We start from the raw sequence: 24,032 nt of genomic DNA, 5'->3' as shown, positions 1-24,032 counted from the left end.
CAAAGTTTAGGACCGAGCAGTCGACGGCGAATGTGTTCGATATATGGAGCAGATTTGCACCGATTCGCAGAATCTGGAGGTATGTGCGATTCTTCTTCTCTGTCGGAAGTGCAGAAAGAAATCGAGAAATCTCCGGGCATCATGACTGTCGAACTGGATTCCAAGCTCATCGCGGCGTTGCAGTCGAACGGTCGCGCAACCTATCGGGAGCTCGCCGCGACCGTCGGAGCACCACGCGCCGCGGTGTCCACGCGCGTCCAGATGCTCCTCGACACCGGCACGGTGAGCGTCGTTGCCGTCGCCCACCCCGAGTTGCTGGGCCTCAAGGCGATGGCACACCTGTCCGTCGCCGTGTCGGGGCCGGTGGGTCCCGTGGCCGAGGTGCTCTGCGCGTCGGAGGCGGCCGTGTACATTTCCGCTGTGAGCGGGCAGTACAACATCATCGCCGAACTGCGCGTCCCCAGCCAGCGGGACCTCTACGACGCCATCGCCGCGATCCGTGCGGAACCCGGTGTCCGCACCGTCAACACGCTCTTCTACGCCGATGTCATCAAGGGAATTTTCATGCCCAAGAGCGCATTACGGGCCGACGTTCGACTGGACGCGAAAGACGTCGCGCTCATCGAGCTACTGGAACGGAACGGGCGGATGCCGTTTCTGGAACTGGCCGAACGCACCGGGCTCTCACCGAGCGCGGCGCGGAATCGCGTGAACCATCTGATCGACAGCACCGCGTTGCGCGTCGGAGCCGTCGTGAGGCGCCGCGGTGGCGGCAGAACCCTCGCCATGGGCATCGGTGTCAGCCTCGGATCGCGGGATCGGGAGGCGTGCGCGCAGATCGAGGACCTGCCGGGTATCGAGTTCCTGGCGCGGACACTCGGCAGATTCGACCTGATCGGCACGGTCGCCGCCGATTCGTCGGGTGACCTCTACTCTCTTGCCGAGCACATCCGGACGATCGACGGTGTGATGGCCTTGGAGACCTGGACGCATCTCGAGGTGTTCAAGGAGCACTACGCCCGTAGCCTCGACGTCCGCGGCTAGGAGCATCCCGGAAGCGAGTCACTTCGGCCGGGCAACTGTGAGACGATCGGCCGATGCGCCTCGGGTTGCACGCACTCGGGATCGGCACCGGCGCTCGTCGCGCGGTGATCGACTCGGTCGCGGATGCCGCCGAGAACAGCGGATTCGCCACGCTGTGGGCAGGCGAGCACGTCGTGATGGTGGACCGGTCGGAGTCGCGGTATCCGTACGCGGACGACGGCCGGATCGCGGTCCCCGCCGTCGCGGATTGGCTCGACCCGATGATCGGGCTGAGCTTCGCCGCCGCTGCCACCCACACGATCGGCGTGGCCACCGGGGTGCTGCTACTGCCCGAACACAATCCTGTCCTCATGGCCAAGCAGGCCGCGACGTTGGATCTGATGAGTGGTGGCCGGCTGACGCTCGGCGTCGGCATCGGCTGGTCCCGGGAGGAATTCGCTGCGCTCGGCATTCCGTTCGAGGGACGTGGCGAGCGCGCCGCCGAATACGTCGCGGCGATGCGCACGCTGTGGCGTGACGACGTCGCGACGTTCGAGGGTGAGTTCGTCCGCGTCGATTCGGTGCGGGTCAATCCGAAACCCGTGCGCGATCGCCGGATTCCGGTCGTGCTCGGCGGCAACAGTGACGCGGCACTCCGCCGGGTCGCGGCGTGGGGTGACGGCTGGTACGGGTTCAATTTGGACGGCATCGACGCCGTCACCGAACGGATCCGGACGATCCACGCACTGTGCCGGGGCGCGGGGCGCGACACGGAGGAGTTGCGCCTGGCCGTCGCCCTGCGGAAAGTGGACCCGTCCGACGTCGACGCGCTGGCCGACGCGGGAGTCGACGAACTCGTCCTCGTCGAGTCGCCACCCGGGGATCCCGGTGAGGCCGCCGACTGGGTGGCATCGCTCGCGCGCCGATGGATGCCCGCTGTCGGCTGACCGTTCGATTACCGGCTTGACAGGCCTGACCTGGGACTTTGGGTGAAACACCTCCCGCACAGTGCCGAGTTGTCCACAACGTGCACTTCATCCACAGCCCAATTCGTTCGGCCAGTTCGGGCACCTCTTCCCGGAATGCGGGTCGGGCACGGTGATGCGAGAGACGCGGTTCGCATCGGTGGGCCGCCGGGGGACGGGGTGGAGGCTGCTGTGGCGCACAATCTCGCGCTTGGTGCACATGGGGAGGATCTGGCCGCCCGGTATCTCACCGAAGCGGGCATGGAGATCGTCGACCGAAACTGGCGATCCCGATACGGCGAAGTCGATCTCATTGCAGCAGAGGGAGACTGGCTCGTCTTCGTCGAGGTGAAGACACGGCGCGGCCTGGGATACGGCAGTCCCGCCGAGGCGGTGACGTTCTCGAAACAGCGCAGGATCCGCCTGCTGGCCGTCGAGTGGCTGCGGGACTCGGGCCGGCACTGGTCGCGGGTGCGGTTCGACGTGGTCGCGATCATGATCGGGCACGGTCCGCAGCCCCAGATCGAGCATGTCCGGGATGCGTTCTGATGGCGCTGGGGCGAGCACATTCGGTGGCCGTGACCGGGGTCGACGGTCAACTGGTCGAGATCGAGGCCGACATCGGCCGCGGACTCCCCGCGGTGCATCTGGTCGGGCTGCCGGACACCGCGCTGCAGGAGGCTCGGGACCGGATCAGGGCCGCGGTGGCGAACTCGGGCGAGGAGTGGCCGGATTCGAAGGTGATCCTCGCGCTGTCGCCGGCGACGCTGCCGAAGGTCGGGTCGGTCTACGATCTCGCGCTCGTCGCTGCCGTCCTGGACGCGGCCAAGCAGGTGAAGCGGCAGCGGCTGCGCGAGACCGTTCTGCTCGGAGAACTGGCGCTGGACGGGCGGCTCCGGTCGGTGCGCGGGATCCTGCCCGCGGTGCTCGCGGCGAAGAATGCGGGGTGGGCAACGGTAGTGGTTCCGGTGCAGTCGCTGCCCGAGGCAGGGCTGGTCGGTGGTGTCGAGGTGCTCGGCGCGCACGACCTGCGGGCGGCGATCGCGTGGCTGCGGGAGGAGCGGGATCTCGAGTATCCGGAGCCGGCGCAGTGGGTTGCGCAACCGGTGCGCGCCGATCTGAGCGAGGTGGTGGGTCAGGTAGAGGCGCGTTGGGCCATCGAGGTGGCGGCGGCGGGAGCGCACCACCTGATGCTCACCGGTCCACCCGGCGTGGGGAAGACGATGCTGGCGCAGCGACTTCCCGGGGTTCTGCCGCCGCTCACCGAGAGCGAATCGCTCGAGGTGACGGCAATCCACTCCGTGGCCGGGCTTCTGCCGCCCGAGCGTCCCCTCATCGACGTGCCGCCGTTCATCGCACCCCACCACACGGCGTCCGTGAGCGCACTCGTCGGCGGTGGAAGCGGTGTCGCGAAGCCCGGCGCCGTCAGTCGCGCCCACCGAGGGGTGCTGTTTCTCGACGAGTGCGCCGAGATCGGAACCAAGGTCCTCGAAGCCCTGCGGACCCCGCTCGAGGACGGGGAGGTGCGAATCGCGCGCCGGGACGGGGTCGCCCGCTATCCGGCGCGCTTCCAGCTGATTCTCGCGGCCAATCCGTGCCCGTGCGCGCCCGCGCGGGAAGCCGACTGCGTGTGCGCACCGACCGCTCGGCGACGCTACCTCGGGAAACTGTCGGGACCGCTGATGGATCGGGTGGATCTGCGAGTGCGGATGCAGGCCGTCGCGACCGGGGCGTTCATCGACGACGTCGGGGAGAGCACCGAGGACGTCCGCCAACGGGTTGCCGAGGCGCGGGCCGCCGCCGGCGAGCGGTGGAGCGACTACGGCTGGCGCACCAACGCTGAGGTGCCCGGACCGGCCCTGCGGCAGAAGTTCCGGTTGGCGCGGCCCGCGCTGGCGCCGGTGGAGCGTGCGCTACGGAAGGGACTGATCACGGCCCGGGGCGCCGATCGGGCGTTGCGGGTGGCCTGGACCGTGAGCGATCTGGCGGGACTCGACATGCCGGGCCCGGAGCAGGTGGTCACCGCGTTGGGGTTTCGTGATCGGAGCTTTCAGTGACAGTGGAAAGTCGAAGTGGTGCAAGCGATCTGAATGGTGTCCAGGATCCGCGGCGATTGGCGTGGGCGTATCTGTCGAAGGTAGTGCAGGGGCCGTGCCCGGCGCTGTCGCGGCTCGTGGAGAAGGTAGGTCCGGAGGAGGCTGCGCGGGCCGTGCGGGAGCGGGACCTGTCGGAGATGCTAGGGGAGCGGACCGTTGCCCGGGCGCATGTGGATACCGCCGCGCACGATCTGGAACTGGTGGCGGGGATGGGTGGCCGGCTCGTGACGCCGGACGACGACGAGTGGCCGCAGTGGCGGCTCCTCGGCTTCGGGAATTTGTCCCGGTCGAGGGACGAGGGCCCGCCGTTGGCCTTGTGGGTGCTCGGTTCGCGGCCGGTGACCGAACTGACCGATCGGGCGATCTCGATCGTGGGGACGCGGGCGGCGAGTGGTTACGGCGAACACGTGACTGCCGAGATTTCCGGTGATCTCGCCGTCGACGGGTGGACGATCGTGTCGGGTGCGGCGTTCGGGGTCGATGGTGCCGCGCATCGGGCAGCGCTGGGTGTCGGGGGCCTGACGGTGGCGGTGCTGGCGTGTGGTGTGGATCGAGCGTATCCGGCGGGGCATGCACGCATGTTGCGGCAGATCGCGCAGAACGGTGCGGTGATCAGTGAGTACGCGCCGGGCACGACACCCGCGAAGCATCGGTTTCTGGCGCGGAATCGTTTGGTGGCGAGCCTGTCCGACGGGGTGGTCGTGGTGGAGGCGGGATGGCGCAGCGGTGCGCGGAACACGGCGAGTTGGGCGCGCAAACTGGGGCGTCCAGTGATGGCCGTGCCGGGTCCGGTGACGTCGGCGTCGTCGACGGGGTGCAACCGGATGATTCGGGAGGGGGAGGCGCGGTTGGTCGCGAATGCCGGTGACGTGGTGGAGGAGGCCGGACCGATCGGGCTGCGGGAAGGCCTCGACGTGGTCCGCGATCTGGATGCGCTGTCGGGGGATGCCCTGCTGGTGTACGAGGCGTTGCCTGCGGTCGGGGCGCGTGGGGTCCGGGAGTTGTCCGAACTGTCCGGGGTCGCGGTGGAGCAGGTTCGGGCCGTGCTGCCGCTCTTGGAGATGGAGGGCTTCGTCGGCTCCGACGACACGGGGTGGTCGCGGCAGAAGTGAGACGAGGCGAGCCAGTCGAGAGCCCGCTCGGCGCGTGCTTCATCGTGCTCGGTTGCCCAAAGTGCGAGTCGAAGCGACTGATCGACGACGCATTGGGGTAGAAACTTCGTATCGCACCTCACAACCGCACGAAGGAGTGAGATATGGGGTCAGCCGAGGACTTGTGGCGGAACTTCGTCGCGCAGGTGTTGAGCTTGTTGATCGCCTCCGGCTCGTAGCGGAGCTGTTCGCCGATAACCCGAGGGCACGCCCTGGACCGACATCGCGCCCCGGGGCGATCAAGTCTGTGAAGTCCTCGAAGCGCTCCGCTCGACGGTTCCCACTCCACCTAGCGTTGTGCCGGAGGGGTAGTTGCGCCCGTCGTGGGTACTTGGAGTCCAGTCGTCTCACCCACGGCGCCCGGTCGGTGCACATCTGGTGTCCGATGAGGCAACTACCGGCGCCCCGGGAGTGCAGTCCGCTCGCGGGTGCGTCTCGAGGAGGAATCTCACATGACCAGGACCACGGCGGAACTGCTCGCTGATCTCGAGGATCGGCTCGAGCAATCGCTGAATCCGGGGAGCCCGAGGGCGATCGAGCGGCGCAAGGAGAAAGGTCTCCCCGGACCCCGCGAACGGATCCGGATGCTGCTCGATTCCGGCAGTTTCATCGAGGTCGGACAGATGGCGAGGAACCCGGGAGCCCCCGACAACCCCTACGGTGACGGCGTCGTCACCGGCCACGGAACCGTCGACGGACGTCCGGTGGCGGTGTTCTCGCACGACCACACCGTGTTCGGTGGCAGCGTGGGGGAGATGTTCGGTCGCAAGGTCGCATCGATCATGGAATTCGCGGGACGGATCGGCTGCCCCTGCGTCGGCATCAACGACTCCGGAGGCGCACGCGTACAGGACGCCGTCACGTCGCTCGCCTGGTACGCCGAAATGGGCCGCCGCCAGATCCCGCTGTCGGGAGTATGCCCGCAGGTTTCGATCCTCCTCGGCAAATGCGCGGGCGGCGCCGCGTACGCGCCGATCAACACAGACCTCGTTGTCGCCGTGGACGAGCAGGCGTACATGTTCGTCACCGGTCCCGGAGTCATCAAATCCGTCACCGGCGAGGACGTCACCCTCGACGAACTCGGCGGCGCCCGCGCCCAGGCCGAGAACGGGAACGTCCACCACGTCGCGCCGAGCGAGGAAGCCGCGTTCGCCTGGGTGCGTGATTATCTCGGCTTCCTCCCGTCCAGCAGGCACGAACAGGCGCCGATCGTGAACCCGGGACTCGAACCCGAGACCACCGACAACGATGTGGCGTTGAACGAGTTCATGCCGGACGCCGACAACGCCGCCTACGACATGCACGACCTGCTGCTGAACATCTTCGACGACGGCGACTTCCACGAACTCGCCGCGCAAACGGCACCGAACGTGATCACCGGATTCTCCCGGGTGGACGGACGATCCGTCGGAGTCGTGGCCAACCAGCCGCAATTCCTCAGTGGAGCACTGGATCGGGTCGGCGCCGACAAGGCGGCCCGCTTCGTGCGGATCTGCGACGCCTACGAGATTCCGCTCGTGTTCGTCGTCGACACGCCGGGCTTCCTACCCGGGCTGGAACAGGAGCGGAACGGCGTGCTCCGCAGCGGCGGACGTTTCCTGCAGGCGTTCGCGGCGGCCACCGTGCCCAAAGTGACTGTCGTGGTCCGCAAGTCCTACGGCGGCGGATACGCGGTGATGGGGTGCAAGCAACTCGGTGCCGACGTGAACTTCGCATGGCCGACCGCACGCATCGCGGTCATGGGCGCCGAGGCCGCGATCAGTCTCCTCTACCACCGCGAACTCGAAGCTGCCGGCGACGAACAGGACGCGATGCGGCAGCAACTCGTCGACGCCTACAACGAGAACGTCGCGACACCGTATTCGGCCGCCGAGCGCGGCTACATCGACGCGGTGATCGAACCGTCCGCCACCCGGCTCGAGATCCGGCGGGCGCTGACGTTGCTCCGCGACAAGCGCTCCGCCCGCGGCGAGCAGAAGCACCATCTGATTCCGCTCTGACCGCCGTCGGCAGTCACTCCTGTATCGTAGTTAGGTAACGCTAACCAACTTGAGTTCATTGGAGAGATGCCCGTGGCAAAACCGACTGCGACACTGACCGTGCTTCGGACCGAGTGGCTGACCCCGCACATGGTGCGGGTATTTTTCGGCGACCCGGGATTCGACAGCTTCGTTCCGAATGCCTTCACCGATGCGTACGCGAAACTCGAATTCGGGAGCCCCGACGAGCCCGTCCTGCGCACGTACACGATCCGGTCGGTGGATCCGGTGAAGCGAGAGATCGCCATCGACTTCGTGGTGCACGGCGACGCCGGCGTCGCCGGACCGTGGGCGGCGTCCGCGGCGGCCGGAGACGTCCTCCGGCTGCGCGGACCCGGCGGCGCGTTCGCGCCGGACCCGGCCGCCGACTGGTACCTGCTCGCCGGCGACGAGACCGCAATTCCCGCCATCTCGGCGTCCGTCGAGAAGCTGGACGCGTCGGCGGTCGGACGGGTGATCATCGAGGTCGCCGGCCCGGAGGACGAAATCGCGTTCGACTCGCCCGCCGGCGTCGACGTCACGTGGATCCACCGCGGCGACACGTCGGACCGGATCGGCGAAGAGGCGTCCGGGGACAACGCACCCCTCGTCGCGGCAGTGCGCGACACCGCATGGCTGCCCGGAACGGCGCAGGTCTTCATTCACGGTGAGGCGCAGGCCGTCATGCACAACCTGCGCTCCTACGTCCGCAAGGAACGAGGCGTCCCCGCGTCGGCCGCGTCGATCTCCGGCTACTGGCGTCGCGGTCGCACCGAGGACGGCTTCCGGGTGTGGAAGTCCGAGCTCGCCGCGAGCGAGGGTGCCTCCCGCTGACCCGGTGCGGCGGACGCGCTACGAGATGTGCGTCCGCCGCGTCAGCACCAGCAGCGACAGCATCGCCACGGTGCCCGCGGTCGGGACCGCGACGGCCATCGGCACTGCGGTGTCGGGGCCGGCGATGCCGACGAGCGGCGAGACCACCGCGGCGAGGCCGAACTGGCCGGCGCCGAGGAGCGCGGACCCGGTGCCGGACGCCTTGGTCACCTCACCCTGAGCCAGCGCCGTCGCATTGCCCATCACGAAACCGATGCTCGACACCGAGACGAACAACGGAATCAGGATCGCCCACCACGGCGGCGAATCGATCAGCACCGCGGCGAGAAGCAGCACGACGCCCGCTGCCAGGAGCAGCGTGACCCCGAACCCGAGCAGTTGCCGGGCATGGAATGTGCCCACGAGCCGTGTGTTCACGATCGCGGCGCTCACCATGCCCGCCGCGTTCACCGCGAACACCATGGAGAACTGCCCCGGGCTGAGCCCGAGGACGTTCTGCACGACGAACGGGGATGCGGAGATGTACGAGAAGAGCGCGACGAACCCGAACATGAACGTGAACGCGTAACCCAGGTAGACACGGTTGCCGACGACGTACCGCAGGTTCCGGACCAGTGCAGTGAGTCCGCCGCCGTGCCGGTTTTCCTCGGGAAGCGTCTCCGGGACGAGGATCAGCACTCCCGCGAACATCACCACACCGGCGGCGGTGAGCACCCAGAAGATCCCTCGCCAGCCGACCGGTCCGAGCAGGGCGCCGCCCATCAGCGGTGCGACGACCGGTGCTACCCCGCCGATGATCATCATGATGCTGAAGAGCCGGGCGGCGTTGTCTCCGCGGGCCCGGTCGGCGATGCAGGCGCGTGCGAGCACGATTGCCGCGCCACCGCTGAGTCCCTGGAAAAGTCGTACAGCGATGAGGGTTTCGACGGTGGGCGCGAGAGCGCACGCCATCGCGGCGAGGGTGGTGACGACGGTGGCGCCGATCAGCAGACGCCGGCGTCCGAGGCCGTCCGACAGCGGTCCGACGACGAGCTGCCCGATTCCGAGCCCGGCCATGAACGTGGTCAACGTCAGCTGCACGCTCGGCGCCGACGTGTTCAGGCTCTCCGTCATCAGGGGGAGACCGGGGAGATACATATCGGTGGCCAGCGGGGCGATCGCGGACAGTAACGCCAGGACACACAACATGGGGATGGAGATCGTTCGCTGCACAAAAGAACTCTAGCGGCGCGGCTGCTTGATTTATCTCCCGCCCGAGTCGACTGTTGCCTCTATGAGCAGCGACCTGCCGGCACCGTTGGAGCTGGTCCTCGAGGAGTACGCGCGCCATCTCGGGCTCGAACGCGGCCGATCGCAGCACACCGTGAAGGCATACGTCGCGGACGCGAAGTCGCTGCTGCAGCACTGGTTGTCGACGTCACCGGAGGCGCACCTCGGCGAGCTCGACATCCAGGTGCTGCGGTCGTGGCTCGCCGGCCAGTCCGCGGCCGGCATCGCCCGGACGACCCTTGCCCGGCGGACGTCGTCGGTGCGCAACTTCACAGCCTGGCTGCTGCGGACCCGGCGCATCGCCACCGATCCCGGCGCCCGGCTGGGTGCGGCGAAGGCCCACCGGACGCTGCCCCCGGTGCTGCGGCAGTCGCAGGCGGCCGATGCGATGGATGCCGCCGAATCGGGCGCGCAGCAGAACGATCCGATCGCTCTGCGCGACCGTCTCATCGTGGAACTGCTCTACGCGACGGGAATACGGGTGGGGGAGCTGTGCGGCCTCGACCTCGGCTCGGTGGATCGCGAACGGCGGCTGCTGCGCGTGATCGGCAAGGGAGACAAGGAGCGCTCCGTGCCGTACGGGAAGCCGGCCGCCGACGCCGTGGACCTCTGGTTGCACGTCGGCAGGCCCGCGGTCGCGACGGACAGCTCCGGGCAGGCGCTTCTCCTGGGCAAACGAGGGAAGCGTCTGGACCAGCGGCAGGCGCGCAGCGTCGTCCACGAGGTCCTGTCCGCGGTCCCCGGCGCACCGAACCTGAGCCCGCACGGACTGCGCCACACGGCGGCCACACACCTCCTCGAAGGCGGCGCCGACCTGCGCGTCGTCCAGGAACTCCTCGGGCACGCCAGCCTCGCGACCACCCAGCTCTACACCCATGTGTCCGTGGCGAGACTCCGTGCGGTGCACGATCAGGCGCATCCCCGCGCCTGACCCGGTTTGGTAGCGTCGCGCCACGAATCTGCAGTTGTTTCTGCACTATCCCGGGGGAAATAGTGGACCGAGAAGACTTGGCTCGACCGCAACCGTCCTGGCTGACCGACGGTGGCGGCGCCCCGGTGGGTGACACCGCCGCCGATCCGTGGGGGCAGCAGTCCTGGGACGGTCCCGCCCCGGAGCCGAGCCGGCATCAGGTGACCAGTCAGGATCTGGTGGCGGATGCTCTCCTCGCGCGGGCGCGCAAGGCGCCGAGCCGAGGGTGGCGGCGCGGACTGCACCGGCTCACCGGGGGATCGGTGAATCCGGGGGAGTCGGCAGGGGAGGCGCGCGAGGCGGCACTGCTCGACCGCATCCGGCAGCCGATCCAGGGGGACTATCGAATTGCCTTCCTGTCCTTGAAGGGCGGCGTCGGCAAGACGACGACCACGATCGGGCTGGGATCGACGTTCGCGTCATTGCGCGGCGACTGCGTGATCGCCGTCGACGCCAACCCCGACTTCGGGACGCTCGCGCAACGTGTGCCCCTGCAGACGCATTCGACCGTCCGTGATCTCATCGCGGCGGAGTCGACCATCCGGCGTTACTCGGATGTGCGGGCCCACACGTCGCAGGCGCCGAGCCGTCTCGAGGTGCTCGCGAGCGAACAGGACCCGGCGATTTCCGAGGCGTTCAGCGAGGACGACTACCGGCGGGTGATCGACATCCTGCAGGTGTACTACAACATCATCCTCACCGACTGCGGCACCGGCATCATGCATTCGGCAATGAACGGCGTTCTGCAACTCGCCAATTCCCTCGTTCTGGTGAGCTCGCCGGCCATCGACGGCGCCCGCAGTGCCGCCGCCACGCTGGACTGGTTGCAGCACCACGGTTACGGGCACCTGGTCTCGCGGACGGTCGTCGTGATCAGCGCCGCCCGGCCCGGCTCGAGCACGATCGATATGACGGAACTGACCAATCACTTCCTGCTCCGGTGCCGGGCCGTGAAGGTGGTGCCGTTCGACGAGCACCTCGCCGAGGGCTCGGTGGTGGATCTGGACCTGCTGCGTCCGGCGACGCGGAAGGCGTTCGTCGAACTCGCCGCGATGGTCGCGGACGACTTCCCGGAGTCGGCAGGCAGGCACGCGGTCGCGGAGTGGCGCTAGCCGCCGCGATCACGGGGCCCGACGGGTAGCAGCCGCACCGGCGCCACGCGGACGAGCCCGAGCGGGTCGAGGTACTCACGGTCGCGGCGAAGACCCCAGTGCAGGCACGCTGCGACAGGGGCGATGCAGCCCGGGTGCCGGGGTTCGAGCGTGCCGAGGACGGTGCCGCGGCCCACGCGCTGCCCGGGGGTGACCCGGGCGGTCACCGGCTCGTACGTCGTGCGGAGGCCACCTGGGTGGTCCACGGAGACGACGGGCTTGCCGGCCACCGTGCCGGCGAACACCACCACACCCGCGCCTGCGGACAGAACGGCCTCGTCGGGCACGCCGCCAAGATCCACGCCGCGATGGCCGGGAAGCCAGTCGCGCTCGGGATTGTCGAACGCCCGGACCACCCGCGGTCGTGGGTGCAGCGGCCAGTCGAATTCACCGGTCGGCGCGGCATCGGCGGGCGGGGCGACGAGCGCCGCGCCGGTCAGCAGCGTGGCCGCCGTGGCCGCCGCCGTGAGTGCCCGCACGATCGCCCCGAATGTCGTCATGGATGGACGATCCCGCACGTCCGGGCCGACGAACGGGCAGCGGACGAGAATGTGGATCGACTACGTTTTGTCCACAGATCCTGCGAAACCCTTGCACGCGCGGCCGCGGTGTGGCAGGGGCGGTTAGGGCGTTCGGCGTGGAGGCCGTACACTGATCGAGCGGTCTGTGCTCCCACAGTCCGACTTCGCGCGCCCGCGCAGGTTATCGGCCATCGGCTGGTCTCGCATCTCGGTGTGAGTCCGATGGTCTTGCGGGCGCCAGGGTGGAGCGTCTCGTGATGCTCTGCATCAACCGGCAATGAAAGAGAGATACACAGCCATGGCTGTCGTAACAATGAAGCAGCTGCTCGACAGCGGCACGCACTTCGGTCACCAGACCCGTCGTTGGAACCCGAAGATGAAGCGTTTCATCTTCACCGACCGCAACGGCATCTACATCATCGACTTGCAGCAGACGCTGACGTACATCGACAAGGCGTACGAGTTCGTCAAGGAGACCGTTGCCCACGGCGGCACCGTCCTCTTCGTCGGCACCAAGAAGCAGGCCCAGGAATCCATCGCGGCCGAGGCCACTCGCGTCGGGATGCCCTACGTCAACCAGCGTTGGCTCGGCGGCATGCTCACCAACTTCACCACCGTCCACAAGCGTCTTCTCCGCCTCAAGGAGCTCGAGGCAATGGAGCAGACCGGTGGCTTCGAGGGTCGCACCAAGAAGGAAATCCTCATGCTCACGCGTGAGATGACCAAGCTGGACCGCACCCTCGGTGGTATCCGCGACATGGCCAAGGTCCCCTCCGCGGTGTGGGTCGTCGACACCAACAAGGAGCACCTGGCCGTTGCCGAGGCTCGCAAGCTGAACATCCCGGTCATCGCGATCCTGGACACCAACTGCGACCCCGACCTCGTCGACTACCCGATCCCGGGCAACGACGACGCCATCCGCAGCGCCGCCCTGCTCACCAAGGTCGTCGCATCCGCAGTGGCCGAGGGCGTGCAGGCCCGTGCCGGACTGAGCGCCGACAAGGACGCGAAGCCCGAGGCCGGCGCCGGCGAACCCCTCGCCGAGTGGGAGCAGGAACTGCTCTCGCAGGCCGCGCCCGCCGCCGAGGCAGCGCCCGCCGCCGAGGCAGCGCCCGCCGCAGAGGCCGCTACCGCAGCTGAGGCACAGGCGGCTCCGGCTGCCGAGGCCCCCGCAGCAGAGGCACCCTCCACCGAGGCCTGATCCGATGCACACGGCCCTGACCAGAGATCTTTTGGTCAGGGCCGTTTCACGGTCTGGTCCGAGTACTACCCTGACTTACGTCCCGACAGACATATGAGGAGGCTCGCTCACCATGGCGAACTACACCGCCGCTGACGTCAAGCGGCTCCGCGAGCTCACCGGCTCCGGAATGATGGCCTGCAAGAACGCTCTCGCTGAGGCCGAGGGTGACTTCGACAAGGCTGTGGAGCAGCTGCGCATCAAGGGCGCCAAGGACGTGGGCAAGCGTGCCGAGCGCACCACGGCCGAGGGCCTGGTCGTTTCCAAGGACGGCGTCCTGCTCGAGCTCGACTGCGAGACGGACTTCGTCGCGAAGAACGAAGACTTCCTGAAGCTCGCCGAGTCGATCGTCACGGTCGCCGCGGCAGCGAAGCCCGCCGACGTCGACGCGCTCAAGGAGCTCGACCTCGACGGCAAGACGGTCGACACCGTCATCCAGGAGCAGTCCGCGAAGATCGGCGAGAAGCTCGTCCTGAGCAAGATCGCCTCGTTCGACGGGCCGGTCGCGGTCTACCTGCACAAGCGCAGCGCCGACCTGCCGCCCGCCGTCGGCGTCCTCGTCGAGTACACCGGTGAGGGTGACGCTGCTGCGGAGGCCGCTCGCGGTGCCGCCATGCAGGTCGCGGCGCTCAAGGCCAAGTACGTCACGCGTGACGAGGTCCCCGAGGACATCGTCGCCAACGAGCGTCACATCGCCGAGGAGACCGCTCGCGCCGAGGGCAAGCCGGAGCAGGCTCTGCCGAAGATCATCGAAGGCCGCGTCAACGGCTACTTCAAGGACGTCGTGCTGACCGAGCAGTCCTCGGTGCAGGACTCCAAGAAGTCCGTCAAGGCGATCCTCGACGAGGCCGGCGTCACCATCAAGCGCTTCGTTCGCTTCGAGGTCGGTGCTTCGAGCTAGTCGTGTGAGTCGTATGGCCCCGTCGGACGAGTGCGCTCGCCCGGCGGGGCCTACGTATACCGCCACCGTCCTGATGAGGCAGGATGAAGATGGCCGTCTGAATGGGTCGAGTAGGCGCGTGGGTGTGCTCGGCCGCTGTCGAAATCGACGAGTGCTGTGGAACTGAGGAGAGCAATGTCCGAACCAGCCAACGAACGTACGGGATTCCATCGAGTCCTTCTCAAACTCGGCGGAGAAATGTTCGGTGGTGGCAAGGTCGGCCTCGACCCCGACGTGGTGACCAAGGTTGCGGAACAGATCGCCGAGGTCGTGCGGTCCGGGGTGCAGGTGGCGGTGGTCATCGGCGGCGGCAACTTCTTCCGTGGTGCGGAACTGCAGCAGCGAGGTCTGGACCGCGCGCGTTCCGACTACATGGGCATGCTCGGCACCGTGATGAATTGCCTTGCTCTGCAGGACTTCCTGGAGAAAGAGGGCATCGACAGCCGCGTGCAGACGGCGATCACGATGGGGCAGGTGGCGGAGCCTTACATTCCGCTGCGCGCTCAGCGGCACCTCGAGAAGGGCCGCGTCGTGATCTTCGGCGCCGGCATGGGCATGCCCTACTTCTCGACCGACACGACCGCGGCGCAGCGCGCACTCGAGATCGGCGCCGAGGTCGTCTTGATGGCCAAGGCCGTCGACGGCGTGTTCACCGCGGACCCGAACCTCGACCCGACCGCGACGATGTACACGCAGATCACGCACCGTGAGGTCATCGAACAGGGACTCAAGGTCGCCGACGCGACCGCGTTCAGTCTCTGTATGGACAACGAGATGCCGATCATGGTGTTCAATCTGCTGACCGAGGGGAATATCGCTCGGGCAGTGTCCGGTGAGAAGATCGGAACGCTCGTCAAGTCATGACGCGAGTGACACGCTCGACACCGGGTTTTCTCGAAACAGAGGCAGTGACGAATCGATGCAGAACGACATGGAGGAACAGCCGTGATTGATGAAGCTCTCTTCGAAGCCGAGGAGAAGATGGAGAAGGCTGTCACGGTGGCCAAGGACGATCTCGGATCGATCCGCACGGGCCGCGCGAATCCTGGCATGTTCAATCGCATCGGAATCGACTACTACGGCGCGTTCACCCCGATCACGCAGCTCGCCAGTATCAACGTGCCGGAAGCGCGACTGGTCGTCGTCAAGCCGTACGAGGCCTCGCAGCTCGGAGCCATCGAGACGGCGATCCGGAACTCCGACCTGGGCGTGAACCCGTCCAACGACGGAAACCTGATCCGCATCTCCGTTCCCCAGCTCACCGAGGAACGCCGCCGCGAACTGGTCAAGCAGGCCAAGTCCAAGGGCGAGGACGCCAAGGTGTCCGTGCGCAACGTGCGGCGCAAGGCGATGGACGAGCTGTCCCGGATCCAGAAGGACGGCGAGGCCGGCGAGGACGAGGTCGGTCGGGCCGAGAAGGAACTCGACAAGACGACCGCCCGGTACGTCGCGCAGGTCGACGAACTGGTGAAGCACAAGGAAGCCGAGTTACTGGAAGTTTAGTCACGAGACGAGGAGTGGATCGGGGACAGTGACCGTGCCAGCAGAACACGGGACCCCAGGGGGACCCATCTCGGAGGGCGACCCCTCGGAACCGGTCTCCGAGGGTGCGCCGGCGCCGGAGGCGGCCCCGGCCGGGAAGTCGAAGGCCGGGCGTAACCTTCCTGCCGCGATCGGCGTGGGCGTCGGTCTCGGCGTCGCGCTGATCCTGATCCTCGTCTACGTGCCGCTGGTATGGATCGCCGTGGTGGCCGTCGCGATGGCGGTCGCCACCTGGGAGGTCACCAAGCGCCTTCGGGAGGCCGGGATCAGCGCCCCCCGGATCCCGCTGCTCGCCGGCGGCCAGGCGATCCTGTGGCTGGGGTGGCCGTTCGGCCCGGTCGGGGTGCTCAGCGCCTTCGCGGGGACGGTGCTGGTCTGCATGGTCTGGCGTCTGTTCGACCACGGGCTGAAGGCGACACCCCAGAATTTCCTCCGGGACACCGCGATCACCGTGTTCGTCGCCTCCTGGATTCCGCTGCTGGCGTCGTTCGCTGTGCTGATGGTGTTGCAGGACGACGGCGCCGGGCGGGTGTTGTGCCTGATGATCGGCGTGGTCTGCTCCGATGTGGGCGGCTACGCGGCGGGTGTGCTGTTCGGCAAGCATCCGATGGTGCCGGCGATCAGCCCCAAGAAGTCGTGGGAAGGGTTCGTCGGTTCGCTGCTGTTCTGTGTCATCGGCAGCCTGCTCACGGTCACCTTGATCCTCGACGAGAACTCGATGATCGGCGTGCTCCTCGGTGTGGTGCTGGTGGTAACCGCCACGCTCGGCGATCTCATCGAATCCCAGGTCAAGCGAGAGCTTCGCATCAAGGACATGGGCACCCTGCTCCCCGGTCACGGCGGGATCATGGACCGTCTCGATTCCCTGCTGCCGTCGGCGTTCGTGACGTGGCTGGTGCTCACGGTTCTCGTCTGACCGCCCTGCCGTGACCATCCCCAGCCCGAACATCTGGCACTGGCCGGAGTGGTACGAGGTAGAGAACCGCGCCCAGGACGTGGACGGGGCGATCTTCCGTCACCTGCGTGGGGCCGTGGACTGGACGGGCGGCACCGTCGCCGACGTGGGCTGCGGGTCCGGCTTCCACCTCCCGGTCTTCGCCGAGTCCGCGGCCACGGTCTACGGAATCGAACCGCATCCGCCGTTACTCGAACGTGCGCGCACACGGGTGGGGCACCTGCCGAACGTCCGCGTGATCGAGGGCTCGGCCGAAGGCATACCCCTCGGCGACGCGAGCGTGGACGTCGTGCACGCACGGACCGCCTACTTCTTCGGCCCCGGCTGTGGCCGCGGAATCTGTGAGGCGATGCGGGTGCTGCGCCCGGGCGGCGCGCTCGTGGTGGTCGACCTGGACGCCACGGCCCATCCCTACGGCGAATGGATGCGGGCCGACCTGCCGCAGTACAACCCGGAGACCGTCGAGGCCTTCTTCGCGGCGCAGGGGTTCGACATGGTGCGCGTGGAGACGCGATGGCGATTCCCGGATCGGGAATTGCTGCGCGGAGTCCTCGGTATCGAGTTCACCAAGAAGACGGCATCGAAGGCGTTCGCGCAGACACCCGGCGTGGCTCTCGACGTGCGTTACCGCGTGCACGTCCGCCGAAAGCCCGCCGGGCTGCAGATTCTCTGACCGGCGTCGTTTACCGCGGTGCGATGTGGAAGAGCTTCGCGAGCGCGTTGATCTTCTTGGCCTTCGCCAGCTTGGGGAGGTCGCTGCCGTCCCGCACCCGGGAGCCGTCCTCGCCGAGGTCCGCGATCACGTCGAGCGCCCATTCGGCCTCGTCCGGGGACGGGCTGAGTGCGTCGTTGACCGGCGCCGTTTGCGCGATGGTCATGCACAGCTTCCCGGTCATGCCCATCGACAAGGTCAGCGCCGAGGCCCGGACCAGGGCGTCGACGTCGGTGCCGAGGGTGGGGCCGTCGATCGGCGGTGCGATCCGGGCTGCCCGGCTGGCGACCGTCAGCCGGGAGCGGGGGTAGGCCATCGCCAGCGGCGAATCGTCCATCCCGGTGTCGCGGCGGAAGTCGCCGCTGCCGAACGCGAGCCGGAAGGTGGCCTCCGTCCGGGCGATCTCGGGTGCGGCCTCGAGCCCCATCGCGGATTCGACGAGGGCGAGCACCTTCGTGCCCTCCGGGAGCCGCTCGGCGGTGGCGTCGACCTGCATTCCACTCTCGGTCTTGGCGAGCATGACGCCCTCGAGCCCGGGAACACCGTTCAGCGCTGCCAGGTCGTCCGCCCAGTAGGGTGTGGTCGCGTCGTTGATCCGCACCCACGCGCGCCGGTGCTCGCCGAGCCAGGCGACGACGTCGGCGCGGGCCCGGGGTTTGCGGTCGGGTGTGACGGCGTCCTCGAGGTCGAGGATCACGGCGTCGGCGGCGCTGGCATGGGCCGCCTCGAAACCCTCGGGTTTGCCGGCGGGAACCAGCAGCCAGGATCGTGCTTGTTCAGCCGCGATTCGCGGTGCCACAGTCGTCTCCATGTCGGCCTTCACAGTCGTGCCGTTCCGGTGATATCCACGACAGTAATTCTGCTCGCTCAGCGTCTGTGTAATCCACTTGCGTAACTATTGTTCAGTTAGAAATTACTGTTCAGGCGCCGCTGCCGGTTCGCGGCCCGGCGGATCTGGATGATGCGGACACCGCCCGCGAGGGCCATGATCACCGCGCCGGCGATCGCCGCGAACAGCAGTGTGACCCCCAGTGGGAGGGTGAATTCCCAGACGAACATTTCGAGGGTCACGCTGTCGAGGTTCTGCAGGATGAACACGAGAAGCAGTACCAGAACGACGATTCCGATCACCAGACCGGTCCACGTGGCGCCCACCCGGGTGTGCGTGATGCCCTTCCGGCGTGCGACGTCGGAATGCTCGGTGTCCGCCGGTGAGGTGTCGGGGTGCGGTGGGCCGGTGGGCACCGGACCGGTGCCGGGGCCGCGGCCGACTGGGACGTCCGGAGGGAAGTTCGAGGGGTCGTCCGGTGTTGTCGACATAAGTTGATCTTCACCCACCTGGGCGGGTTCCGCATGCGCATCGGGCGGCGAAACGACGTCGATCAGGCATCCGCACGACAACGACCCCCGAATCAATGGGACAATGGAGAAACTATGGCTGTCTCGCTTCCCCTCGTTTTCACCGCGCCCCGGCGTGGGATGCCGCCCAAGCATCTCGCGGACCTCGACTCTGCCGAGCGGCGGGAGGCCGTCAAGGAGCTGGGTCTGCCCGGGTTCCGGGCCGACCAGCTGGCCAGGCAGTACTACGCGCGGCTCGAGGCGGATCCGGAGAAGATGACCGATCTTCCCGCTGCCGTGCGCGAGCAGGTGGGCGCGGCCCTGTTCCCGACGCTGCTGACCCCGGTCAAGCACCTGGCCTGCGACGGCGGCGACACCCGCAAGACGCTCTGGAAGGCGAATGACGGGACGCTGCTCGAAAGCGTCCTCATGCGCTACCCCGACCGCGCGACGCTCTGCATCTCCAGCCAGGCGGGCTGCGGAATGGCGTGCCCGTTCTGCGCGACCGGTCAGGGCGGGCTGCAACGCAACCTGTCGACCGCCGAGATCGTCGACCAGGTGCGTGCCGCCGCGGCCGCGCTACGCGACGGCGACGTCCACGGCGGTCCTGGCCGGTTGTCGAACGTCGTCTTCATGGGAATGGGGGAGCCGCTCGCCAACTACAAGCGAGTGGTCGCCGCCGTCCGTCGCATCACCTCGCCCGCCCCCGACGGCCTCGGGTTGTCGCAACGCTCCGTGACGGTATCGACGGTGGGTCTGGCGCCCGCGATCCGCAAACTCGCCGACGAGGACCTCAGCGTCACGCTGGCCGTGTCTCTGCACACCCCGGACGACGAACTGCGCGACACCCTGGTCCCCGTGAACAACCGCTGGTCGGTCGCGGAGGTCCTCGACGCCGCCCGCTACTACGCGGACAAGTCCGGCCGCCGCGTCTCGATCGAGTACGCGCTGATCCGGGACGTCAACGATCAGCCGTGGCGCGCCGACCTGCTGGGCAAGAAGCTGCGCAAGGCGCTCGGGCCGCTGGTGCACGTGAATCTGATCCCGCTGAACCCCACGCCGGGCAGTGAATGGGATGCGAGCCCGAAGCCGGTGGAGAAGGAATTCGTCCGGCGCGTGCTGGCGCAGGGTGTGTCCTGCACGGTCCGGGACACCCGCGGCCAGGAGATCGCCGCCGCCTGCGGGCAGCTCGCCGCCGAGAACTGAGCTCCCACCGAACAGGCCGAAACGACGAAAACCCCTCGTTCCCGAGTAATCGGGGCGAGGGGTTCGTTCGTGGTTCGGTGTTACCGGGGCTTACGCCGCAGGACGATGTCGCGAACGAGGATCGCGACCATCAGGGCCGCGCAGCCGATCAGCCACAGGTCCTCGACCAGGCCGGTGTGGTTGCCGATGATCATGAGCAGCAGGAACACGGCGAAGAACCATCCGAAGAACCGGAACGTCTTCGGCGCCTCACCGCTCCAGCCCCACGCTGCCGACGGGACCTCCGCGGTGTCGACGTGTGCGGCCACGATGGGGTCGCTGGACGAGGGCTCCAACTGGGTACCGGCCACGATCGATCCTCCTGCAGATTCGGTTGCGCTACTCGACATATCGTGACATACGACTGCCCGTCGTATGTAGCGGGGCCATCCATGGCGGGCGGTCCGCATTTCATCAGGAACAATGGGTGGGTGGATGAAAACAGGCCCACTCGCGTCCTGCTGCTCGGCAGCACAGGTTCGATCGGTACCCAGGCGTTGGAGGTGGTGGCCGCCAACCCGGACAAGTTCACGGTGGTGGGACTCGCGGCCGGTGGCGGAAACGTCGAACTGCTGGACCGGCAGATTCGTGAGACGGGTGTGTCCTCCGTCGCAGTCGCGGATCCGTCGGCGGCCGCATCGCTGGATCGGCCCGGCGTGCTGAGCGGACCGGACGCCGTCACCGAACTCGTGCGGACCACCGAAGCGGACGTCGTGCTCAACGCACTCGTCGGTTCGCTGGGACTGGAGCCGACCCTGGCCGCGCTCGAGTCCGGTGCGCGGCTCGCCCTCGCCAACAAGGAGTCGCTCGTCGCCGGCGGGCCCCTCGTCACCGCGGCGGCGGCTCCGGGACAGATCGTGCCGGTGGACTCCGAGCACTCCGCGCTGGCCCAGTGCCTGCGGGGCGGCAGCGCGGACGAGGTGGACCGGCTGGTTCTCACCGCCTCGGGCGGACCGTTCCGCGGCTGGACGGCCGATCGGCTCGAATCGGTCACACCCGAGCAGGCCGGTGCCCACCCCACGTGGTCGATGGGGCCGATGAACACGCTGAACTCCGCGACACTCGTCAACAAGGGGCTCGAACTGATCGAGACCCACCTGCTGTTCGGCGTCGACTACGACCGGATCGACGTCACCGTTCACCCGCAGTCCATCGTGCACTCGATGGTCACGTTCACCGACGGGTCGACGCTGGCGCAGGCCAGCCCACCCGACATGAAACTTCCGATCGCCCTGGCGCTCGGCTGGCCGCACCGGATCGCGGGCGCCGCCGCGGCCTGCGACTTCAGCACGGCGTCCACCTGGGACTTCGAGCCGCTCGACTCGCAGGTTTTCCCCGCCGTCGACCTCGCCCGCGAGGCAGGCAAAGGTGGGGGATGCCTCACCGCGGTCTACAACGCTGCGAACGAAGTCGCGGCTCAGGCATTCTTGGACGGGATCATCCGGTTCCCGCGCATCGTCCGCACCGTCGCCTCCGTGCTGTCCGAGGCGGACGAGTGGTCGGCGCCACCGGCTACCGTGGAAGACGTACTGGCCGCCGACGGCTGGGCACGTGAGCGAGCACGTCAGCTCGTGAAGCAGGAAGGCTAGAACTGCATGGTGTTCGCAGTGGGCGTTGTTCTCTTCGCCCTCGGGATCGCGCTGTCGATCGCACTTCACGAAGCGGGGCACATGTGGGTGGCGCAGGCCACCGGCATGAAGGTCCGCCGGTACTTCATCGGTTTCGGACCCAAGATCTTCTCCTTCCGACGCGGTGAGACCGAGTACGGGCTCAAGGCGCTCCCACTCGGCGGGTTCTGCGACATCGCCGGGATGACGGCGCTGGACGAGCTCGAACCGGACGAAGAAGACCGGGCCATGTACAAGAAGCCGACCTGGAAGCGCCTCGCGGTGATGTCCGGCGGCATCGGCATGAACTTCGTCCTCGGCCTCGTGCTGGTCTACGTCCTCGCCGTCGGCTGGGGGCTGCCCGACCTCAACCGGTCCACCGACGCGGTCGTCGGCTCGGTCGGGTGCGCGGCGCCCACCCAGGGGCCCGGCCCCGACTACGCCCTGTCCGAATGCACCGGTCCCGGCCCCGCCGAGCAGGCGGGCATCAGGACCGGCGACGTCGTCACCGCGGTCGACGGCAAGGACACGCCCACGTTCGCCGACGTCGCCGCCGCCACGCGATCGCTGTCCGGTCCGGTGGACTTCACGATCGAGCGGGACGGCGAAGAGCAGACGATCGTCGTCCCGGTCCAGCAGGTGCAGCGCTGGGTCCAGGAGGAGGGGGAGACCGAACCTCACGAGGCGACCGTCGGCGCGATCGGTATCGGCGCGACACCGAGCGTCGTCGAGCACTCGGCCCTCTCGGCGGTGCCCGCCTCGTTCGAGTTCACCGGCGACATGTTCGTCATGACCGCCGAGCGGCTGGTGCAGATGCCGAGCAAGGCCGTCGACCTGTGGCACGCGGTGACGGGTGGAGAACGCGACCCGGAGACCCCGATCTCCGTGTACGGCGCCAGCGTCATCGGCGGCCAGATCGCCGAACAGGGCATCTGGGAAGCGTTCGTGCTGCTGCTCGCGAGCCTGAACTTCTTCCTCGGGATGTTCAACCTCCTGCCGCTGCTGCCACTCGACGGCGGGCACATGGCGGTCACCGTGTACGAGCGGGTCCGGGACTGGTTCCGCAGCAGGCGCGGACTGCCCAGCGGGGGACCCGTCGACTACATGAAACTTCTGCCCGTCACCTATGTGGTGATCGTCATAGGCGGCGCATACATGCTCCTCACCCTGACCGCCGACATCGTCAACCCGATCAAGCTCTTCCAGTGATCGCTAAACTCGGACTTGAAGCTACGAAAGAAGGCACCCACGTGACCAGCCCTGTCGGATTGGGTATGCCCGAAGGCCCGGCCGCCGTTCTCGCACCCCGCCGCAAGACTCGCCAGCTCCAGGTCGGGACTGTCGGTGTCGGCAGCGACTACCCGGTATCCGTGCAGTCGATGTGCACCACCAAGACCCACGACGTCAACGCCACCCTGCAGCAGATCGCCGAACTCACGGCGTCCGGCTGCGACATCGTCCGCGTCGCCTGCCCGCGGCAGGAGGACGCCGACGCCCTCGCGATCATCGCGAAGAAGAGCCAGATCCCGGTCATCGCCGACATCCACTTCCAGCCCCGGTACATCTTCGCCGCCATCGAGGCGGGCTGCGCGGCCGTCCGCGTGAACCCCGGCAACATCAAGGAGTTCGACGGACGCGTCAAGGAGGTCGCGAAGGCCGCGGGTGACGCCGGTATCCCGATCCGCATCGGCGTCAACGCCGGTTCCCTCGACCCGCGGCTGATGCAGAAGTACGGCAAGGCCACGCCGGAGGCGCTCGTCGAGTCCGCCCTGTGGGAGGCGGGACTGTTCGAGGAACACGGGTTCGGTGACATCAAGATCTCGGTGAAGCACAACGACCCGGTGATCATGGTCGAGGCCTACCGGCAGCTGGCGGCGCAGTGCAACTACCCGCTGCATCTCGGGGTGACCGAGGCCGGTCCGGCGTTCCAGGGCACGATCAAGTCGGCGGTGGCGTTCGGTGCGCTGCTGGCCGACGGCATCGGCGACACCATCCGGGTGTCGCTGTCCGCCCCGCCCGCCGAGGAGATCAAGGTCGGCACGCAGATCCTGCAGTCGCTGAACCTGCGGCCCCGGAAGCTCGAGATCGTGTCCTGCCCGTCGTGTGGGCGCGCGCAGGTCGACGTGTACACGCTGGCCGACGAGGTCACCGCCGGTCTCGAGGGCATGGAGATCCCGCTGCGCGTGGCCGTCATGGGGTGCGTCGTCAACGGTCCCGGTGAGGCCCGCGAGGCCGACCTGGGTGTCGCGTCCGGCAACGGCAAGGGGCAGATCTTCGTCAAGGGCAAGGTCATCAAGACCGTGCCGGAGGCGCAGATCGTCGAAACCCTCATCGAGGAAGCGATGCGGATCGCCGAGGAGATGGAGGGTGATGCGACGTCCGGATCACCCGTCGTGACGGTCAGCTGAGTCGGCGCAGGCAGCGGGCAACGAAACGTCTCCCGTTTCCGGCGAGT

The 24,032-nt window shown here is 67.8% G+C and carries 24 protein-coding genes; 19 read left to right on the top strand and 5 right to left on the bottom strand.

The window, feature by feature from the left end; translation table 11 throughout:
- The first annotated feature begins 141 nt into the window (after nucleotides 1-141).
- From QM841_RS29930 to QM841_RS29900, 7 genes are all read left to right on the top strand, one after another.
- Nucleotides 142-1,044: an Lrp/AsnC family transcriptional regulator gene (locus QM841_RS29930; RefSeq protein ID WP_283334795.1), complete on the top strand. Its 903-nt coding sequence runs from the start codon at nucleotides 142-144 to the stop codon at nucleotides 1,042-1,044.
- A gap of 53 nt (nucleotides 1,045-1,097) precedes the next feature.
- Nucleotides 1,098-1,970, top strand: a complete 873-nt coding sequence (locus QM841_RS29925) for an LLM class F420-dependent oxidoreductase (RefSeq protein ID WP_283334794.1) — start codon at nucleotides 1,098-1,100, stop codon at nucleotides 1,968-1,970.
- A 210-nt stretch (nucleotides 1,971-2,180) separates the two neighbouring features.
- Nucleotides 2,181-2,537 carry a YraN family protein gene (locus QM841_RS29920; RefSeq protein ID WP_005259362.1) on the top strand — a complete coding sequence of 119 codons (357 nt, stop codon included), beginning with the start codon at nucleotides 2,181-2,183 and terminating at the stop codon, nucleotides 2,535-2,537.
- A complete protein-coding gene (locus QM841_RS29915; RefSeq protein WP_283334793.1) occupies nucleotides 2,537-4,045 on the top strand; it encodes a YifB family Mg chelatase-like AAA ATPase in 1,509 nt (502 codons plus the stop codon). Before QM841_RS29920 ends, QM841_RS29915 begins: the two co-directional genes overlap by 1 nt.
- Before the next feature lie 56 nt (nucleotides 4,046-4,101).
- On the top strand, nucleotides 4,102-5,196 hold the full coding sequence (gene dprA / locus QM841_RS29910; RefSeq protein ID WP_283334792.1) for a DNA-processing protein DprA: 1,095 nt from the start codon (nucleotides 4,102-4,104) through the stop codon (nucleotides 5,194-5,196).
- A gap of 491 nt (nucleotides 5,197-5,687) precedes the next feature.
- Entirely contained in the window at nucleotides 5,688-7,235 is a 1,548-nt protein-coding gene (locus tag QM841_RS29905) for an acyl-CoA carboxylase subunit beta (protein WP_283334791.1), read from the top strand.
- A 72-nt stretch (nucleotides 7,236-7,307) separates the two neighbouring features.
- Nucleotides 7,308-8,087, top strand: a complete 780-nt coding sequence (locus QM841_RS29900; RefSeq protein WP_283334790.1) for a siderophore-interacting protein — start codon at nucleotides 7,308-7,310, stop codon at nucleotides 8,085-8,087.
- 18 nt (nucleotides 8,088-8,105) lie between these two features.
- On the opposite strand, the gene QM841_RS29895 is transcribed toward QM841_RS29900, so the two are convergent.
- The gene (locus QM841_RS29895; protein ID WP_283334842.1) at nucleotides 8,106-9,275 is read right to left on the bottom strand and encodes a multidrug effflux MFS transporter; all 1,170 of its coding nucleotides are present in this window, start codon (nucleotides 9,273-9,275) and stop codon (nucleotides 8,106-8,108) included.
- Between the two features lie 85 nt (nucleotides 9,276-9,360).
- Here QM841_RS29895 and QM841_RS29890 point away from each other — a divergent pair, with 85 nt between their 5' ends.
- Both QM841_RS29890 and QM841_RS29885 read left to right on the top strand, forming a co-directional pair.
- On the top strand, nucleotides 9,361-10,287 hold the full coding sequence (locus QM841_RS29890) for a tyrosine recombinase XerC (RefSeq protein WP_283334789.1): 927 nt from the start codon (nucleotides 9,361-9,363) through the stop codon (nucleotides 10,285-10,287).
- A gap of 125 nt (nucleotides 10,288-10,412) precedes the next feature.
- Nucleotides 10,413-11,438, top strand: coding sequence for a MinD/ParA family ATP-binding protein (locus QM841_RS29885; RefSeq protein ID WP_283334841.1), 1,026 nt, complete (start codon nucleotides 10,413-10,415; stop codon nucleotides 11,436-11,438).
- On the opposite strand, the gene QM841_RS29880 is transcribed toward QM841_RS29885, so the two are convergent.
- Nucleotides 11,435-11,977 carry a murein hydrolase activator EnvC family protein gene (locus QM841_RS29880; RefSeq protein ID WP_283334788.1) on the bottom strand — a complete coding sequence of 181 codons (543 nt, stop codon included), beginning with the start codon at nucleotides 11,975-11,977 and terminating at the stop codon, nucleotides 11,435-11,437. The two genes, QM841_RS29885 and QM841_RS29880, sit on opposite strands and share 4 nt — an antisense overlap.
- Nucleotides 11,978-12,296: 319 nt before the next feature.
- Here QM841_RS29880 and rpsB point away from each other — a divergent pair, with 319 nt between their 5' ends.
- From rpsB to QM841_RS29850, 6 genes are all read left to right on the top strand, one after another.
- On the top strand, nucleotides 12,297-13,199 hold the full coding sequence (gene rpsB / locus QM841_RS29875) for a 30S ribosomal protein S2 (RefSeq protein ID WP_283334787.1): 903 nt from the start codon (nucleotides 12,297-12,299) through the stop codon (nucleotides 13,197-13,199).
- A 112-nt stretch (nucleotides 13,200-13,311) separates the two neighbouring features.
- On the top strand, nucleotides 13,312-14,139 hold the full coding sequence (gene tsf / locus QM841_RS29870) for a translation elongation factor Ts (protein ID WP_105419397.1): 828 nt from the start codon (nucleotides 13,312-13,314) through the stop codon (nucleotides 14,137-14,139).
- 174 nt (nucleotides 14,140-14,313) lie between these two features.
- A complete protein-coding gene (gene pyrH, locus QM841_RS29865) occupies nucleotides 14,314-15,042 on the top strand; it encodes a UMP kinase (RefSeq protein WP_005240535.1) in 729 nt (242 codons plus the stop codon).
- An 81-nt stretch (nucleotides 15,043-15,123) separates the two neighbouring features.
- The gene (frr, locus tag QM841_RS29860) at nucleotides 15,124-15,681 is read left to right on the top strand and encodes a ribosome recycling factor (protein ID WP_005240537.1); all 558 of its coding nucleotides are present in this window, start codon (nucleotides 15,124-15,126) and stop codon (nucleotides 15,679-15,681) included.
- 28 nt (nucleotides 15,682-15,709) lie between these two features.
- Complete coding sequence (locus tag QM841_RS29855) at nucleotides 15,710-16,636, top strand: phosphatidate cytidylyltransferase (RefSeq protein ID WP_283334786.1); 927 nt, start codon at nucleotides 15,710-15,712, stop codon at nucleotides 16,634-16,636.
- A 10-nt stretch (nucleotides 16,637-16,646) separates the two neighbouring features.
- Nucleotides 16,647-17,348, top strand: a complete 702-nt coding sequence (locus QM841_RS29850) for a class I SAM-dependent methyltransferase (protein ID WP_280781760.1) — start codon at nucleotides 16,647-16,649, stop codon at nucleotides 17,346-17,348.
- Nucleotides 17,349-17,358: 10 nt separating this feature from the next.
- On the opposite strand, the gene QM841_RS29845 is transcribed toward QM841_RS29850, so the two are convergent.
- Nucleotides 17,359-18,210, bottom strand: coding sequence for an HpcH/HpaI aldolase/citrate lyase family protein (locus tag QM841_RS29845; protein ID WP_280781761.1), 852 nt, complete (start codon nucleotides 18,208-18,210; stop codon nucleotides 17,359-17,361).
- A gap of 83 nt (nucleotides 18,211-18,293) precedes the next feature.
- On the bottom strand, nucleotides 18,294-18,707 hold the full coding sequence (locus QM841_RS29840) for a LapA family protein (protein ID WP_283334785.1): 414 nt from the start codon (nucleotides 18,705-18,707) through the stop codon (nucleotides 18,294-18,296).
- Nucleotides 18,708-18,821: 114 nt separating this feature from the next.
- On the opposite strand from QM841_RS29840, the gene rlmN reads away from it, so the two are divergent.
- Entirely contained in the window at nucleotides 18,822-19,931 is a 1,110-nt protein-coding gene (rlmN, locus tag QM841_RS29835; RefSeq protein WP_005240549.1) for a dual-specificity RNA methyltransferase RlmN, read from the top strand.
- Between the two features lie 80 nt (nucleotides 19,932-20,011).
- Here rlmN and QM841_RS29830 read toward each other — a convergent pair whose 3' ends face one another.
- Entirely contained in the window at nucleotides 20,012-20,281 is a 270-nt protein-coding gene (locus tag QM841_RS29830) for a DUF2631 domain-containing protein (protein WP_009479745.1), read from the bottom strand.
- An 81-nt stretch (nucleotides 20,282-20,362) separates the two neighbouring features.
- Here QM841_RS29830 and dxr point away from each other — a divergent pair, with 81 nt between their 5' ends.
- From dxr to ispG, 3 genes are read left to right on the top strand one after another with little or no spacing between them, the layout of a single operon-like run.
- A complete protein-coding gene (gene dxr, locus QM841_RS29825; protein WP_418340930.1) occupies nucleotides 20,363-21,559 on the top strand; it encodes a 1-deoxy-D-xylulose-5-phosphate reductoisomerase in 1,197 nt (398 codons plus the stop codon).
- A 6-nt stretch (nucleotides 21,560-21,565) separates the two neighbouring features.
- Nucleotides 21,566-22,786, top strand: a complete 1,221-nt coding sequence (locus tag QM841_RS29820; protein WP_105419387.1) for a M50 family metallopeptidase — start codon at nucleotides 21,566-21,568, stop codon at nucleotides 22,784-22,786.
- Between the two features lie 41 nt (nucleotides 22,787-22,827).
- The gene (ispG, locus tag QM841_RS29815; RefSeq protein WP_283334783.1) at nucleotides 22,828-23,985 is read left to right on the top strand and encodes a flavodoxin-dependent (E)-4-hydroxy-3-methylbut-2-enyl-diphosphate synthase; all 1,158 of its coding nucleotides are present in this window, start codon (nucleotides 22,828-22,830) and stop codon (nucleotides 23,983-23,985) included.
- Nucleotides 23,986-24,032 lie beyond the last annotated feature (47 nt).

The sequence above is a fragment of the Rhodococcus sp. IEGM 1307 genome (assembly GCF_030056915.1).
Classification (GTDB): domain Bacteria; phylum Actinomycetota; class Actinomycetes; order Mycobacteriales; family Mycobacteriaceae; genus Rhodococcus_F; species Rhodococcus_F opacus_D.
This window is presented reverse-complemented; position numbering and strand designations above follow the sequence as displayed.

Coding starts and splice junctions, on each gene's coding strand:
- QM841_RS29930 (WP_283334795.1), top strand. CDS start 142: ATGACTGTCGAACTGGATTCCAAGCTCATCGCGGCGTTGCAGTCGAAC.
- QM841_RS29925 (WP_283334794.1), top strand. CDS start 1,098: ATGCGCCTCGGGTTGCACGCACTCGGGATCGGCACCGGCGCTCGTCGC.
- QM841_RS29915 (WP_283334793.1), top strand. CDS start 2,537: ATGGCGCTGGGGCGAGCACATTCGGTGGCCGTGACCGGGGTCGACGGT.
- QM841_RS29905 (WP_283334791.1), top strand. CDS start 5,688: ATGACCAGGACCACGGCGGAACTGCTCGCTGATCTCGAGGATCGGCTC.
- QM841_RS29895 (WP_283334842.1), bottom strand. CDS start 9,275: ATGTTGTGTGTCCTGGCGTTACTGTCCGCGATCGCCCCGCTGGCCACC.
- QM841_RS29890 (WP_283334789.1), top strand. CDS start 9,361: ATGAGCAGCGACCTGCCGGCACCGTTGGAGCTGGTCCTCGAGGAGTAC.
- QM841_RS29880 (WP_283334788.1), bottom strand. CDS start 11,977: ATGACGACATTCGGGGCGATCGTGCGGGCACTCACGGCGGCGGCCACG.
- rpsB (WP_283334787.1), top strand. CDS start 12,297: ATGGCTGTCGTAACAATGAAGCAGCTGCTCGACAGCGGCACGCACTTC.
- tsf (WP_105419397.1), top strand. CDS start 13,312: ATGGCGAACTACACCGCCGCTGACGTCAAGCGGCTCCGCGAGCTCACC.
- pyrH (WP_005240535.1), top strand. CDS start 14,314: ATGTCCGAACCAGCCAACGAACGTACGGGATTCCATCGAGTCCTTCTC.
- QM841_RS29840 (WP_283334785.1), bottom strand. CDS start 18,707: ATGTCGACAACACCGGACGACCCCTCGAACTTCCCTCCGGACGTCCCA.
- rlmN (WP_005240549.1), top strand. CDS start 18,822: ATGGCTGTCTCGCTTCCCCTCGTTTTCACCGCGCCCCGGCGTGGGATG.
- dxr (WP_418340930.1), top strand. CDS start 20,363: ATGGCGGGCGGTCCGCATTTCATCAGGAACAATGGGTGGGTGGATGAA.
- QM841_RS29820 (WP_105419387.1), top strand. CDS start 21,566: ATGGTGTTCGCAGTGGGCGTTGTTCTCTTCGCCCTCGGGATCGCGCTG.